Annotated in this window: 15 protein-coding genes; all 15 read right to left on the bottom strand. The window is 46.6% G+C overall.

From position 1 onward, the window contains the following. Nucleotides 1-44 precede the first annotated feature (44 nt). The 15 genes from V6669_RS11630 to V6669_RS11560 all read right to left on the bottom strand — a co-directional run bounded on the left by V6669_RS11630 (nucleotide 45) and on the right by V6669_RS11560 (nucleotide 16246). Nucleotides 45-275, bottom strand: a complete 231-nt coding sequence (locus V6669_RS11630; protein WP_036670404.1) for a YlzJ-like family protein — start codon at nucleotides 273-275, stop codon at nucleotides 45-47. Beyond that, nucleotides 272-1045 (bottom strand): ATP-dependent Clp protease proteolytic subunit, encoded by a 774-nt coding sequence (locus V6669_RS11625; protein WP_338593847.1) that lies wholly within the window; start codon nucleotides 1043-1045, stop codon nucleotides 272-274. The genes V6669_RS11630 and V6669_RS11625 overlap by 4 nt, the downstream gene beginning before the upstream one ends. A 221-nt stretch (nucleotides 1046-1266) precedes the next feature. After that, nucleotides 1267-2946, bottom strand: coding sequence for a ribonuclease J (locus tag V6669_RS11620; RefSeq protein ID WP_076208870.1), 1680 nt, complete (start codon nucleotides 2944-2946; stop codon nucleotides 1267-1269). 476 nt (nucleotides 2947-3422) lie between these two features. Next, nucleotides 3423-4301 (bottom strand): 4-hydroxy-tetrahydrodipicolinate synthase, encoded by an 879-nt coding sequence (gene dapA / locus V6669_RS11615; RefSeq protein WP_124114093.1) that lies wholly within the window; start codon nucleotides 4299-4301, stop codon nucleotides 3423-3425. A gap of 47 nt (nucleotides 4302-4348) precedes the next feature. Continuing rightward, nucleotides 4349-5566, bottom strand: coding sequence for an aspartate kinase (gene dapG / locus V6669_RS11610; RefSeq protein ID WP_017689129.1), 1218 nt, complete (start codon nucleotides 5564-5566; stop codon nucleotides 4349-4351). Nucleotides 5567-5944: 378 nt separating this feature from the next. After that, nucleotides 5945-6541, bottom strand: coding sequence for a dipicolinate synthase subunit B (locus V6669_RS11605; RefSeq protein WP_062833836.1), 597 nt, complete (start codon nucleotides 6539-6541; stop codon nucleotides 5945-5947). After that, entirely contained in the window at nucleotides 6538-7437 is a 900-nt protein-coding gene (dpsA, locus tag V6669_RS11600; protein WP_338593844.1) for a dipicolinate synthase subunit DpsA, read from the bottom strand. The genes V6669_RS11605 and dpsA overlap by 4 nt, the downstream gene beginning before the upstream one ends. A gap of 156 nt (nucleotides 7438-7593) precedes the next feature. Then, complete coding sequence (gene dut / locus V6669_RS11595; RefSeq protein WP_017689132.1) at nucleotides 7594-8040, bottom strand: dUTP diphosphatase; 447 nt, start codon at nucleotides 8038-8040, stop codon at nucleotides 7594-7596. Next, entirely contained in the window at nucleotides 8000-9283 is a 1284-nt protein-coding gene (locus V6669_RS11590) for a pitrilysin family protein (RefSeq protein WP_338593842.1), read from the bottom strand. Before V6669_RS11590 ends, dut begins: the two co-directional genes overlap by 41 nt. Before the next feature lie 99 nt (nucleotides 9284-9382). Next, nucleotides 9383-10378: a polysaccharide deacetylase family protein gene (locus V6669_RS11585; RefSeq protein ID WP_338593841.1), complete on the bottom strand. Its 996-nt coding sequence runs from the start codon at nucleotides 10376-10378 to the stop codon at nucleotides 9383-9385. Between the two features lie 175 nt (nucleotides 10379-10553). Continuing rightward, complete coding sequence (gene pnp, locus V6669_RS11580) at nucleotides 10554-12656, bottom strand: polyribonucleotide nucleotidyltransferase (RefSeq protein ID WP_249911080.1); 2103 nt, start codon at nucleotides 12654-12656, stop codon at nucleotides 10554-10556. Nucleotides 12657-12913: 257 nt separating this feature from the next. Beyond that, nucleotides 12914-13183, bottom strand: coding sequence for a 30S ribosomal protein S15 (gene rpsO / locus V6669_RS11575; protein ID WP_056700672.1), 270 nt, complete (start codon nucleotides 13181-13183; stop codon nucleotides 12914-12916). A gap of 159 nt (nucleotides 13184-13342) precedes the next feature. Beyond that, nucleotides 13343-14269, bottom strand: a complete 927-nt coding sequence (locus V6669_RS11570; protein WP_091017762.1) for a bifunctional riboflavin kinase/FAD synthetase — start codon at nucleotides 14267-14269, stop codon at nucleotides 13343-13345. 82 nt (nucleotides 14270-14351) lie between these two features. Further along, nucleotides 14352-15275 (bottom strand): tRNA pseudouridine(55) synthase TruB, encoded by a 924-nt coding sequence (truB, locus tag V6669_RS11565; RefSeq protein ID WP_076318528.1) that lies wholly within the window; start codon nucleotides 15273-15275, stop codon nucleotides 14352-14354. Further along, nucleotides 15269-16246, bottom strand: a complete 978-nt coding sequence (locus V6669_RS11560; RefSeq protein ID WP_091031847.1) for a bifunctional oligoribonuclease/PAP phosphatase NrnA — start codon at nucleotides 16244-16246, stop codon at nucleotides 15269-15271. The genes truB and V6669_RS11560 overlap by 7 nt, the downstream gene beginning before the upstream one ends. Nucleotides 16247-16249: the final 3 nt, after the last annotated feature.

Raw genomic sequence — 16249 nt, 5'->3', positions numbered from 1 at the left:
GTACATATGTTCTTTTTATGCTCAATTTGTCTGAATTCGTCGCGTTATGCTGATCCCAAGTTACCCGAAAGCGGAATGGTCGAACCGGGCATATTAGCAGGATTGAGATAGGCTTCAAGTGGACAATCCAGCAAACGTACAATAACGGCTTCATTGTCATTAACAGGTCTCACCTGCATCAATAAACCATTCATCTTGATCTCCTTTGTATCTTCGCCCTCTTTCCACATTCCCGACCAGAGTTGTTCCGGGGGCATCACTGTATATAATGTCATTGGGTATAACCTCCCGCTTGCAGGGTCTGTCTCTTGTCTCCTATGAGCTGATTTAACTGAGCAATAGCCTGTCCAATCCCACCTACTGCATCCATCAATCCATATTTCACTGCATCTGCGCTTCCTACAGCTGTGCCGATGTCCCGATTCAACTCACCGGTCTTAAACATCAATTCTTTGAACATCTCTTCAGAGATATTCGAATGCGAAGTCACAAATCGAACAACCCTTTCCTGCATTTTCTCCATATACTCAAACGTTTGAGGTACACCAATGACAAGGCCGTTCATCCGAATCGGATGAATCGTCATCGTTGCACTTCCCGCAATCAGGGAATATGTTGAAGCTACAGCAATCGGTACTCCTATGCTATGCCCGCCTCCAATGACCACAGTCACCGTAGGTTTGCTCAGAGAAGCAATCATCTCTGCAATGGCCAGACCCGCCTCTACATCTCCACCTACCGTGTTCAATATGATCAGTATACCTTCAATACGCTGATTCTGTTCAGCGGCCACCAGCTGTGGAATGATATGCTCATACTTTGTTGTTTTATTTTGTGGTGGCAAAATCAAATGCCCTTCGACCTGTCCAATAATGGTCATACAGAAAATATTTGATTCACCAGCAGGCGACTGTGTCTGCCCAAATTGCTGAATAGTCTCTGTCACGGGAGAGATGGCCTTGTCCTCCTGAATCGGAATCTCCGGCGCTTCAACTTCCGGTTGATTGGATCTTGACGCCTGCTTGTCATTCATACGTTCATTCATTTCAATAATCCCCTTCTCCAGAAACATTTAATGTATTTCCTTAGTATGGGGATTTTTCCAACCGCCTTATACCCGCTACATCAAATTGCTTCACATATTGGCCCTATTGCAGATCTTCCTGAAAACGCAAAAAAAGCCCCTTCTCTACGAGGAACCGTCCAATATTACTCGTAGAGAAGGGGCGACTGTGTGCCTGAATATATGTTTTTGTTTAGCCTATTTTAAACTTCCATAATGATTGGCAAAATCATCGGTCTACGACGAGTTTGCTCATACAGGAAGCGTCCCAGTGCATCTTTAACATTCGTTTTGAGTGAAGCCCACTCGTTAACGTTCTCACTCATCAACTTCTGCAATGTGCTGCTAACGATCCGGTTGGCCTCATCCAGTAGTCCTTCCGATTCACGTACATACACAAATCCGCGAGAGATGATGTCAGGACCGGAAACAATTTTTCCATCCTGTTTGCTCAGTGTTACCACAACAACAAGGATACCATCTTGTGACAACAATTTGCGGTCACGAAGTACAATGTTACCCACATCGCCTACACCCAAACCGTCGATTAACACGTTACCTGCAGTAACTTTACCTGCTCTACGTGCTGCTCCACCTTGAATTTCAATCACTTCACCGATATCCGTGATGAAAATGTTCTCAGGTTCTACCCCTACAGATTCAGCAAGAACCGCGTGGCGACGCTGCATACGGAATTCACCGTGAATCGGCAAGAAGAATTTCGGTTTCATCAGGTTGAGCATCAGTTTCAGCTCTTCCTGGCTACCGTGACCAGATACGTGGACGCCACTGTTAGCACCGCTGTAATGCACGTTAGCACCCAGACGGAACAGTTCATCAATCGTACGGCCTACATATTTTTCATTACCTGGAACCGGTGTTGCTGCGATAATGACGGTGTCACCTGGCAGGATGTCCACTTTACGGTGTGTGGAACGAGCCATACGTGTCAATGCTGACATTGGCTCTCCTTGACTTCCTGTGCAGAGAATCACGACACGATCAGCTGCCATCTTGCCTACTTCTTCAGGCTCAATGATCATGCCATCCGGAATCTCAAGATAACCCAGTTCTGAAGCAATACCCACCACGTTCACCATGCTGCGTCCGATAACTGCAACTTTACGTCCAGTCACTTCTGCTGCATTAATCACCTGTTGGATACGGTGTACGTTGGAAGCAAATGTCGCTACAACAACACGTTGGCTAGCTTTACGGAAGATATCTTCCAGAACGATCCCCACATTTTTCTCCGATGGTGTGAATCCAGGTTTCTCAGCGTTTGTACTGTCGGACAATAGCGCTAACACGCCATTTGTTCCGATCTGTGCCATACGCTGAAGATCTGCATATTGACCATTGACTGGAGTATGGTCGAATTTGAAGTCACCTGTGTGAACAACTGCACCTTCCGGTGTTTCGACACATACACCAACAGAATCCGGAATACTATGGTTAGTAGCGAAGAACGATGCTTTCAGAACAGATCCAAGTTGGATCTCGGAATCAGCATCAATCAGAATACGTTTTGTTTCACCCAGCAAATTCGCTTCTTTCAACTTGTTTTCTACAAGTCCAAGCGTGAGTCTTGTTCCGTATACAGGAACATTCAGATGTTTGAGAACATATGGCAGACCACCAATGTGATCTTCATGTCCGTGAGTAAGGATGATTCCTCTTACTTTGTCACGGTTCTCAGTCAGGTAAGAAATGTCAGGGATGACAATATCAATACCAAGCATATCTTCTTCCGGGAATTTAAGACCAGCATCTACGACTACAATGTCGTTGGCGTATTGGATGACGTACATATTTTTACCAATCTCGCCTACGCCGCCCAAAGCAAAAATCATCAGTTTATCGTTATTATTTTTCTTAGACAAATGAATCTAAACCTCCTATGGTAGTTGGACGTCGTACCTTATTATTTATTGTAAGTTAAGAAAAGTAGTCCATACATCACATACCCACCTATCGGGATGAATGCAAAAGAACACCTTTATTCACGATATTTGGAAGAAGTTCTTCGAAGTTATTCCCTTTAACCAACAAGTTGGATTTGAAATTCCCTCTTAGCCGTTCCTTCCTTTTTCACCGCAAAGCTACACCACGAAACGATGTCGCTTTCAATTTCAAAAAAATACCGCACCCAGTCACTTGACATCATTATACATGATTAAAAACAAAAAAAACAAGTCACTCTCTCGTTAAGCTGTAGGTTTCCCCTTAGCAGTGGAAAAGAAACCTCACATTACTCGTAAAAAAAAGAACCGCAGCCTCTACGAAGAGGAGCGGTTCTTTTGCTGATCTGAAGGATATTCCCATGATTAATAAATTAGTCCATATACAACCAAAATGATTACAAATTAAGCAAACCTTTGATATAAACCTGCTCCTCTTCCGTTGGCGGAATAAGGGGCAAACGTACGGACCCAACGTCTAGACCACGTAATGTCAGCGCATATTTCACCGCTACCGGGTTCGGTAGAGGCTGTGGACACTCAAACAGGCCTTTGAACACCGGGAACAACTGCTGATGAATCTGAGCAGCCTGAAGAGGTGCTCCGCCATAGAAGGCGTCAATCATTTTCTTCATTTCTGCCCCTACGACATGACTGGCCACGCTGACAATTCCATGTGCTCCAACCGCAATCGCTGGTAGGCCTGAAGCATCATCACCGGAATAAACTCTGAAATTTTCTGGAGCACTTGCTGCAATCAGCGTAACCTGCTCCATAGACGCACATTCCTTCGTAGCGACGATGTTAGGAATCTGCGCAAGACGAAGCGTTGTCGCTGCTGACAGGCTGGTTACTGTGCGCCCAGGCACGTTATAGAGCATAATTGGCAGCTTGGTGGAGCCTGCAATCGCTTCAAAATGTTTAAACAAACCTTCTTGGCTAGGTTTGTTGTAATACGGAACAACCAACAATATGCCATCCACTCCGGCACGTTCAGCTTCCTGTGTCAAATGGATGGAATGTGCTGTGTTATTGCTTCCCGTTCCGGCTATAATTTTGCACCGACCGGCCGCATGTTTCACTGCAAATTCGAATAATTGAACTTTCTCAGTATCACTAAGTGTTGGAGACTCCCCTGTTGTTCCAGAAACCACAAGCGTCTCCGACTTTTGATCTACAATCAGATAGTCGATTAGACGTGCCGTTTCCTCCCAATGAATCTCTCCTTGTTCATTGAACGGAGTGACCATTGCTGTAATCAATCTTCCAAAGTCCAATTCGATTCCTCCTTCAAAACAGGTTTGGCTCCTCTAACTTCAGTTATTTACAAATGAAGTTCGAATGAGGCGTGAAGTGCCCTCAGGGCCTGAACCATATCTTCTTTTTTTACGAGTACCCAGATCGTTGTATTCGAATCTGCTGATTGCAGGATCTGAATGTCAGCCAGTGTCAAGGACTCTACGATTCGAGCCATAATTCCAGGTACACCATTAATGCCTCCGCCAATGACGGACACTTTGGCACAACCGGACAGGCTTTGTGGCTTGAGACCTATCTCCTGCAATACCTGTATGGCTTTCTCGGAATCACTGTCAAAAACCGTATAGACAACTCCCGAGGGGGTAACATTAATAAAATCAACGCTGATTGAATTCTCAGCCATGGTTTTGAACACTTTTAGTTGCAATCGATCTGCACCACCAGGCACATCCACCGTAATTTGCGTTACATTGCTCACGTAGGCGATGCCTGTTACATAACGGTCAACAATGCCTGTCTGCACATCCTGGAATCCTTCCGGATGCGTAACCAGCGTTCCTTCCGTGTCTGCAAAAGTAGATCTTACCCGCACTGGAATTTGGGATTGCATCGCAATCTCAACCGCACGTGGATGGATTACCTTGGCCCCGTGGTGGGCCATGTTACAGATCTCTGCATAACTCACAACAGTCAGTGGACGTGCATCCTCAACAATTCGCGGATCAGCGGTGAGTATCCCGTTCACATCTGTGTAGATATCCACCATTTCAGCACGTAATGCTGCACCGAGAGCTGTAGCAGACGTATCACTTCCCCCACGACCCAGTGTCGTGAAGTCTCCGTTCTCTGTCTGCCCCTGGAATCCGGTTACAACAACGACACGGCCAAGCTGAAGCTGCTCCAACACACGAACAGGACGGACATCCAATATCCGGGCATTCCCGAAATTGTCGTCCGTCACAAAACCTGCTTGTGCACCGGTCAGCACTGTAGTTGGAATGCCTTCATGTTCGAGTAAACTGCTCAACGTTGTCGCAGATATGATTTCACCACAGCACAGCAGTAAATCCTTTTCACGTGCGGATAGTGCGTTTCCGTTCTGTGCAGCCCAGTCCAGCAACGTATCAGTCGCATATGGCTCGCCGCGGCGCCCCATTGCAGACACAACGATGACCAGACTCAATCCTGCTTCAAGTTCACGTTTAACGTGACGGAGCACATGCTCTCTCGCCTGAACAGTGGAGAGAGACGTGCCTCCGAATTTCTGTACCATGATACGCATCTTTATTCCTCCATTTGTGTACGCAAGAAGACTGGACACGGGTCAAATCAACAAATGGATCACTCTAGGGAGCGTTCTGATGCGATAATTTCAGCATTTTATACGGCATTCCATGCCGCTCCTTGTTTTTTGTAATTGTCTGGGACAATCGCAAAATCAAAGGTCGCGGTTGTTATCGAGGTCATGACGCATACATTCACAATAGACCTCTCCCGCTTGCTTAACCTGTACTGCCCGCAAGCAGGAATGCCTTATAGACAGGAACGTGGACAGAGTAGCTGTTCAATCCAGCATATCGTCCCCCATGATTTTCTTTGTCTCTCGAACCCTTCTTCATTTCTCCAAGCGCATAAACGTTGTCACCGAATCATTGTTCCATCAAGCCTGTGAAGAACGCTCCACAATCATCGGCTGCAACTGTTTGCCCTCAAGAGCACTCCAGCAAGCCTCTGGAATCAATTCCATTTTGGCGACTAACGAGTTTGGTTTTTTCACTGGATCGTCCTGCCCAAATGGCACAAAATACAAGTATTTGGCCACGAGCAATTTGGCGATATTCGCAGCATTCAAGCCCAGACCGTCATTCGTGGAAATCGCGAGCACAAGCGGACGCTGATTGCGCATTTGCGCTTTGGCTGCCATTAGCACTGGACTGTCGGTCATCGCATTAGCCAGCTTGCTTGTTGTATTTCCTGTGCATGGAGCAATAACCAGCACATCAAGCAGCTTGGAAGGCCCTAATGGCTCCGCTTCAACAATTGTAGAAATGATATCATTACCTGTTATATCTTTCAACTGTTTTTGCCAATTCTGCGCCGTACCGAAGCGTGTATCTGTCGTCAGAACCGAATTCGAAATAATCGGAATGACGTTGGCACCTTCAGCTACGAAGCGGCTAATTACCGGCATAACCTCTTCAAACGTACAATGAGAACCCGTAATTGCATAACCTACCGTTTTTCCCTGCCAGTTCATGATTTAACCTCCCGTGCGTTCTGTTCTTCCAAAAGCAAACGGATCAACGCGTCGGCAATAATGCCGCCAGCCGTTTTGGGAGCAACAATGCCGGGGAGGCCAGGCGCAAGTAGCGCTTTGATACCGCGTTTGTCGGCATACCTGAAATCACAGCCGCCAGGAGCGGATGCGAGGTCGATAATGACAGCCTTTTGCGGCATTCTGGACAGGATTTGTGCTGTGATTATCATAGTCGGTATCGTATTAAAAAGCAAGTCAACTTCCCCGGTCTGAGCGGCCAAATCCGTTGTCATGAAAGGCTTCCAGCCCATTATTGTAGCGCGGGCAGCATCCTCTTCCCGCCTGATTCCCACCCGTACATTTGCTCCAAGTCCCTGCAGTGTTTTGGCCATTGTGAATCCTGTTCGACCAATGCCAAGCACAATGCATTCCGAACCATGGATTGTGAAGTCCGTCTCCCGAATAGCTATGGCGATGGCTCCCTCAGCTGTTGGAATAGAGTTATAAAGTGCAATATCATCACGATCAAGTACTTCAACAAGTCGCAGCCCATTTTCAAGACAAAGTTCGCGCAAGAACGGCTTTGCCATGCCTGTGAACACAATACAATGCTCCGGTAATGCTGCAATATGTTCCTTTTTCAAATAGATCGGTGTGTCACTGAATGAAGTACTTACTTTTCCCTGGTCATCGCAACCGACGACAGGCAGTACCAGTACATCTGCGGAAGCAAACACTTCGTCCTCCAGTTCCTGGTGCTCGATCCCTGAAATGGAACGCTCTATTTTATCGAAACCCACCACACTTACCGTTGCATCCAGCTCAGCGCACTTTTGAATGACTTCAAGCTGCCGCGCATCTCCGCCCAGGACTACAATCCGGACTCCGGTCAGCATCGGGACGTCACTCCTTTCACCACATGTATGCCTTATCGTATGCAGGGGCCCACAGCGGGGTGAAAACAATAATTGCATTCCACCGTCCGTTTCTCGAATGTAAAAAAGAGCCGCCCCTGTAGGGACGACTCTAAAGAATGGGTATATTTACGATGATTATTTCCCGGTATGACCGAATCCGCCTTCACCGCGTACCGTTTCCGAAAGCTCATTCACTTCCGTCAATTCAACCGCAGGCACGGTCTGGAAGACGATCTGTGCGATGCGCTCTCCCCGTACAATCGTGAACGGTTCCTGACCCAGATTAATCAACAGAACTTTAACTTCTCCGCGATAGTCCGCATCAATGGTACCCGGTGTGTTGAGGCAGGTAATTCCATGTTTGAAAGCCAGTCCGCTCCGAGGACGGATCTGTGCTTCCAATCCAGCTGGCATTGCCATCGCAAGTCCGGTAGGAATCAGCGTACGCTGACCCGGCTGCAAAACAACGTCTTCCTGAAGTGCAGCTACTACATCAAAGCCGGATGCCAGCTCCGACATTTTTTGAGGCAGTTTAATATCTTCATTGCCCGGCAGTTTCTGTATTTGAACGTAATGCAACAAAATCATCCCTTCTCAATCCAGCGATCGTTTTATCTGAAGCGCCAACCATAGCAAGTGCAAAAGGTTCAGCAAACATCAGATCAAGTACCGCATTAATATCGTCCATGGTAACTTGCTCAATTTTGGTGATCATCTCATCCAGCGTATGGTGTCTGCCCAGCATGAGCTCGTTTTTACCCAGACGATTCATGCGACTGCCTGTGCTTTCCAAGCTCAGAATCAAGCTACCTTTCAGCTGTTCTTTTCCTTTACGAAGTTCATCTTCGGACAAGCCGTTTACAGCCAGGTCGCGCAGAACCTCTTTGGTCAGATCGAGCACTTCTTTGGTCTGTTTTGGTGCTGTACCCGCGTATATCGTGAAAAGTCCACTGTCCGCATGAGAGCTATGATAGGAATACACGGAGTACGCAAGACCCCGTTTCTCACGAATTTCCTGGAACAGTCTGGAGCTCATGCCTCCACCAATGGCGTTGTTCAGAACAACCATAGCGAATTGCAGCGGATCTCCGATTTTACAGCCCGGGAACGAGATACAGATATGATTCTGTTCCGTTTTCTTTTTGTGAAAGAGCTGTCCGCTTTGGAAGGCTGGCATCGTGACTGCTTCCGTTACTCCATTTACATCAAAAGCACCAAAATGTTTCTCCATCAGATCGATTACACTGTCATCAATATTACCCGCGATACTAATGACCGTGTTCTCAATCGTGTAGTGCTCCTTCATATATGCACGCAGATGACTGGAATCCATCGCTTTGAGACGTTCTTCCGTACCCAGGATTGGGTATGCGAGTGGATGCTCACCATAGGCGGCCAAGGCCATCAGATCATGAACCATATCATCAGGCGTATCTTCATACATCGAGATTTCTTCCAGAATGACATTTTTCTCCTTGATCAATTCACTATCATCCATTTTGGAGCGGAAAAACATATCAGACAATACATCAACCGCAATCGGCAAATGTTCATCCAACACTTTAGCATAATAACACGTGTATTCTTTGGAAGTGAATGCATTCACGTTACCACCAATCGCATCGAACTGCTCCGCAATCGCCTTGGCATCATAACGATCTGTTCCCTTGAATAACATGTGTTCAATAAAATGTGATACTCCGTTACTTGCAGGTTGCTCATTGCGCGAACCTGTCTTGACCCATATTCCGAAAGACACAGAACGGCAGGTCGGTATCTGTTCCATGACAACTCTGAGGCCATTGCCCAGCTGAATTTTTTTCATGGTTGGCCCTCCTACATCTCTATAATTGCCTTGATCTCAACCTTGAAATTGAAATCGACATTTGGTTCCAACTGTTTGATATTAACAAAAAAACAACGTTCACTCAACCGCAGAGGTATTTACACGTTCCGAAGACAGCGTCTCACTTACCGTTCCGAGCACGAGACCTTTGGCCCGAATGGATTGAATCATGCCCTTTAAAGCTCCCGAAGAAGAAGCAGTAGGGTGCATTAGAATTAACGTGCCTGCCTCGGTATTTTTAGCAATTTTGGCAACAACGGCATCCGGGCTTGGCTTACGCCAATCCACAGTATCTACTGTCCATAACACGGTTTGCAGTCCCATGGATGAAGCAATGTCAACGGTCTTCTGATTAAAGTCACCGGAAGGCGGAGCAAACCAACGATTCTCTACACCCAGTGTTTTATGGAGCAGATCCTGGGTTTTGCTAATTTCCAGCTTAGCCCGTTCTGCGCTCAATCGACTCATATTAGGGTGAGAATATGCATGATTGGACATCTCATGCCCACGCTTCTGAATTTCTTTGGCCAGTTCAACGTTTTTGCTTAACCAACTTCCATCCAGAAAAAAAGTAGCCTTCACTTTCTCGGCATCCAGCGTATCCAGCATCGGTTTAATATATTCGTTCCCCCAGGCGACATTAATCATAAAAGAAACCATCGGTTTGTTCGCATTCCCCCGATAGATCGGATGTGCTCCCAAATCTTTAAGCTGAATCTCCGGCTCAATCTGACGGTAGACATACGCTATTTTGGTATTTAACGTTCCACTCAGCGCTTTACGGTATGTCGCTTCCACATCAATCTCCATGCCATTATAACCAGGAATCGCTTTCCATACCCGATCCACTCTGGCATTCACCGGAGCAATTTTCGTTTCAGCCGCTTTATCCCGAATCGCAGACAACAGCGCATCTTCTCCAGTTGCCTCCTTAAACATGTCAAAAGCATTTTGCGTACCTGGCCCATCACGGATCTCCGTAATGTATGTACGTACACTGCCAACTTGTCCGATCAATATGACCGCAGTCACACCCGCCAGAACAGCCGCCAGCTTTTTGGATTGGTTTCCCACAGCTCCATCCTCCCGCCGTCTTTGTCCCCATCATATGAGGACAAGGGCAAAATTATGAATGCTAAACCATGGTCTCATCCTTGCTTTACGTATTTAAACGTTAAAAAAAGAGCCAGAAATTCACATTCTGTCTCTTCATTCAATCTATCCATTTATAACTTGTCGCTTCGGTATCCTAGGATTGAGCCGGAGCTTCAGCAGTCAAAACTGCTTTACGGGACAAGTTGATTCGACCTTGTGGGTCAATTTCCGTTACTTTTACCGTAATGGAATCACCGATAGCTACAACATCTTCCACTTTGGCAACACGTTCAGTTGACAGTTGCGAGATGTGTACCAGACCTTCTTTGTTCGGAAGTACTTCAACGAATGCACCGAATTTCTCTACGCGTTTTACTTTGCCGACATAAATCTCGCCGACCAATACTTCGCGCACAATACCTTCGATGATCGCTTTGGCTTTATCATTCATCTCCTGGTTGGAAGAAGCGATAAAGACACGTCCATCCTGTTCAATATCAATTTTAACACCGGTTTCTTCGATGATTTTATTGATAATTTTACCACCTGCACCGATCACATCACGGATTTTGTCCGGATTGATATGCATCGTTGTAATTTTAGGGGCATATTGTGATAACTGCTCACGTGGAGTATTCATCACTTCAGTCATTTTGCTCAAGATATGCAAACGACCTTCTTTGGCTTGAGCCAATGCTTCAGACAAAATTTGACGATCAATACCATCAATTTTGATGTCCATTTGAATCGCGGTTACACCTTCAGGTGTTCCGGCTACTTTGAAGTCCATATCACCGAGGTGATCTTCCATACCTTGAATATCACTCAGAATGGATACATGATCTCCATCTTTGATCAGACCCATAGCTACACCCGCAACTGGAGCTTTGATTGGGACACCTGCATCCATCATAGCTAGTGTGCTGGCACAGATACTTGCCTGGGAAGTTGAACCGTTGGATTCCAGAACTTCAGATACGAGACGAATCGTGTATGGGAAGTCTGTTTCGGAAGGGATGACTTTGGAAAGCGCACGCTCTCCCAGAGCACCATGTCCGATTTCGCGACGGCCTGGAGCACGTAATGGACGAGCTTCACCTACGCTGAATGGTGGGAAATTATAGTGATGCATGAAACGTTTCGTTTCTTCAAGGCTGATTCCATCCAAAATCTGAACGTCGCCCAGTGCACCAAGGGTACAAATGCTAAGTGCTTGTGTTTGTCCACGTGTGAACAAACCTGAACCGTGCGTACGTGGCAGCAGGGAAGTATCACATTCAATTGGACGAATCTCAGCAAGTCCACGTCCGTCCGGACGAACTTTATCATGCGTGATCAGACGGCGCACTTCTTCTTTAACGATATCGTGCAAGACTTCCTTCACGTCTTTGAGCAATTCAGGACTTTCAATATATTTCTCTTCGAAGTGAGCAACCGTTTCGTCATTCACTAGATCGATTGCATCTTGACGAGCATGCTTCTCGGCAATTTTAACGGCTTCAACCAGACGAGCACTTGCGAAATCACGCACACTGCTGTTGACTTCAGCATTAACGGCATGTAACTTAACAGCCATTTTTTCTTTACCAGCAACTTGCACGAGTTGTTCGATTACCGCCACAATGTTCTTGATCTCGTCATGTCCAAACATGATTGCTTCAAGCATTACTTCTTCCGGTAATTCATTAGCTTCAGCCTCAACCATCATGATGGCATCTTTGGTTCCTGCAACCACCAACTCAAGTTCACTGATTTCAAGCTGTGCAATCGTTGGGTTAATGATGAACTCGCCATCAATACGTCCAACTTTCACGCCACCAATCGGTCCGCTGAATGGGACATCCGAAATGCTCAATGCTGCTGATGTACCAATCATTGCAGCGATTTGCGGTTCGCAATCCTGGTCCACACTCATAACGATATTCAGAACTTGTACATCATTCCGGAAACCTTCCGGGAACAATGGACGAATTGGACGGTCTGTCAGACGGCTTGAAAGAATAGCTTTCTCACTCGGTCTGCCTTCACGTTTAATAAATCCACCCGGAATTTTACCTACGGCGTACAATCTTTCTTCATAGTTCACCGTTAATGGGAAAAAGTCCAAATCTTTCGGCTCACTTGATGCTGTCACGGTACACAATACCACGGTATCCCCGTATGTTACCTTAACGGCAGCATTAGCCTGCTTGGCCAAACGCCCGGTTTCAAACGTAAGCTTTCTTCCGCCAAGCTGCATTTCAACACGCTGTTCCATGAAATTCCTCCTTTTATTCGTCCTAACTCAATGGATTCTGCATATTCACAGTATTTCCTGCTTGTCCTGCATTCATTAGCTATGTAAGATCTTGCAACATGCTAATCTGCACAACAAAAGCTCCTCACGGAGCCCCATCTACAAATATATGGCAACATGTTCATCTACAAAACAACCCGGCTGTAAGTTCCGCTTGTCCTTTTAGACAAAAGAATGACGGATAACAGCCAGGTTGGTTTTGAAAACATGTACGATAATTAACGACGCAATCCGAGTTTTTCGATCAGTGCGCTGTAACGTTTAACATCTTTGTTTTTCACGTAAGCCAAAAGCTTACGACGTTGACCTACCATTTTCAAAAGTCCACGACGTGAGTGGTGGTCTTTCTTATGCGTACGCAAGTGGTCTGTCAAACTTCTGATGTTTTCCGTAAGGATAGCAACTTGCACCTCTGGAGATCCTGTATCGGACTCGTGAGTTTTGTGCTCGTCGATCAGTTGTTGTTTACGTTCTTGAGTCAATGCCATCCTGTTCACCTCCTTCAATATAATCGCCATTAGCCTCGTCACCGCCGGTGAGAGCAAGCAACCAAGCCAAGGTTAATGTTGTCTCAATCGACAACGTAGTACAGTATATCATAATTGCCTAGTTAAAGTAAATGTAAACATGCATTTAATCCAGAACCTTTAAGATAACAGGCGGCCGGCAGTTAATGCATCTTCACGAATCTGGCTAATCAATGCATCAATGGAGTCAAACTTTCGTTCTGCACGAATATAGTGAACGAGCTCAACCTTTAGTTCCTGGTCATACAAGTGTCCATCAAAATCAAGCAGGTGCACTTCAAACGTAGGTTTCATCCCGCTTTCGTGAAACGTAGGTTTCACACCGAGATTCATTACGCCATGCAGTTCCTGTTCGCCATACTGCACACGAACAGCGTAAACCCCCTTCGACGGGGTAACGTAATGATCCGTGAGTTCAAGGTTGGCTGTAGGAAATCCAATCGTTCGTCCACGCTTCTCCCCGTGAATGACGGTTCCTCTGATGCTGTAAGGTCGGCCAAGCCACTGACTGGCCTCATCCATCTCCCCACGCTTCAACAGGCCACGAATGAGAGAACTGCTCACTTTTTCACCATTTAACAAGAAAGGAGGAACGGTTTCCACCGTCATCTCTCCTTCTCCCAAAGTACGAAGAAGTTGTTCATCTCCTGCACCCTTGTGACCAAAACGGAAGTCAAAACCCACCACCGCTGTTCGTGTCTGAAGAGGAATCAACAAGTCGTGTACAAATTGTTGCGGCGTCAACCGTGAGAAATCTTCATTGAACTCCACCACATACAGTACATCAACGCCCATTCCTGCCAAGATGTCTTCTTTATCTCTCAAGGGAGTTAAATAACCCTCGTAATCCCCTTTGCGCATAACTTCCTTCGGATGTGGATGAAAGGTCATGACCGCTGCCTGCATGCCCGTTTCCCGCGCAATGCGGACAGCTGATAAAATGACACTTGCATGTCCGAGATGCAGTCCGTCGAATTGACCAATCGCAAGCACTTGGGGCAGTGTGCTCAGCTCAGTCGAATGTAACGTCTGCGGATAGGTTAGCATTACGGTTTTCACAATCATTCACCTGCATTTCACTAGATAGGCCAAGCTTGAGCATCACCACAACTCTAAGCCCGAGACCTCTTTATTCCGGCAAAAAGACTTTAACTGCCCTCACCGTTGGTTTTAGTTCATCCCGTTCAAATATCCCCAGAAACGTACCATCCTGAGCATACAACCGCAATAAACCAGGTTGCTCTACAGGCGGTTCCAGAAGACGTGCAGACAGTTTCTGACCTTGAAGTGCTCCTTTGGCCTGTTCTTCTCCAACCTTGTGGGCCGGAATTGAAGCAATAGCCTCGTCAACAGGAATCAGCGCCTCCGCCAAAGTCCCGTCAGCCATAAGTTGTTCCACTTCTTCAATACGAAGACAACGATCTGCAGAGATACCTGCCGATATCGTACGCTCCAGTTGAACCATGGTCGATGGATATCCGAGTTGCCGGCCAATGTCTACACACAATGTCCGAATATAGGTACCTTTTGAACACAAGGCCCGGAAGGATATATCGGTGGTCTCACCCTGAGTCTCAATCCCTGTAAGTTCGAGCTCATAGATTGTGACCTCACGGCTCTTACGCTCTACCGTCTTACCTTCACGAGCAAGTTCATAAAGACGTTTACCGTCTACCTTTACCGCAGAATACATGGGTGGTACCTGAGAGATCGTGCCCAGAAACTGTTCAAGCACCTGTTGAACCTGTTCCTGTGTTACTTCCACAGTCGTTTCAGCCCGCTCAATGACTTCCCCTGTCATATCCTCTGTGTCAGTAGAGAGTCCCAATCTGAGCGTAGCAAGATATTCCTTCGGAAGCTCCTGCATGTACTCCACCACACGTGTCGCCCGTCCAAGACAGAGCGGCAGAACGCCTGTAACTTGTGGGTCAAGTGTGCCCGTATGCCCAATGCGCTTCATTTTGAGAATGCGACGCATTTTGGCTACAACATCATGAGAAGTAAATCCCGCCGGTTTATATACCGGAAGTACACCTTCAAATGGCTTTACCATTGTGAATTCACCTGCTTCAGTACTTTTGCGACAATATCATCAAGTTTGCCTTCCAGACGACATCCGGCTGCGAGCACATGCCCGCCTCCGCCAAAGGTCTGTGCTAGTGCAGCAACATCAATCTTACCTGCTGAACGCAAAGAAACCTTGACTGCATTCTCGTTGATGACTTTGAAAAAGATACCAACTTCCACTCCCTGAATGTTGCGCGGATAGTTCACTACCCCTTCAAGATCTTCATTAGCTGCCCCACAAGCCACCATATCATCTGGTGTAATAACAACCCAGGCTATCTTTCCATCATCTGTCATCTGCAGGCTTGATAGTGCCTGATTCAAAATCCGAACTTGCGGAAGAGTCACCTGCTCCAACAATGTCTGGGCGAGATAGGGTCCATCCACGCCGTGTTCAAGCAGTCTGGAGGCCGTTGTCATTACATTTGGGCTAGTGTTGGCATAGCGGAAGCCACCTGTATCCGTAAGCAATCCTGTATAAACTGCCGTCGCAACATCTTTATCCCATGTTACTTGGAACAGGTTAAGAAAATCGAACAAAATTTCAGCCGTTGCAGCAGCATCTGACTTAATGATGTTGACTGTACCATAACCGTCATTTGTAGGGTGATGATCAATATTCAAAATAACAGCATCGTCTTCGAAATAATGACGTGTCAAACCTACTCTGGCAAAGTCTGCACAATCCACACAGATAACAGCTTTGTATTTTCGCTGCGGTGGTTGTTCGGTCATGTTCACAATGTTGCCTGCTTCCCACAAAAATTGCATGCGCCCGGGGATTTCGCCTTCATTAATCATCGTGAATGTCTTACCCAGACATGACAGCAGCCAGCCCACCGTTACCGTCGAGCTGACTGCGTCACCGTCCGGCTGTACATGCGACACGACCAGGTAATCATCATGCTCCAGCAGAAATTGCTTTCCCGCCTGGAGCGCCTGTTCATAAGTGTGCATTGC

Source organism: Paenibacillus sp. Y5S-9 (assembly GCF_036894235.1).
Taxonomy (GTDB): domain Bacteria; phylum Bacillota; class Bacilli; order Paenibacillales; family Paenibacillaceae; genus Paenibacillus.
This window is presented reverse-complemented; position numbering and strand designations above follow the sequence as displayed.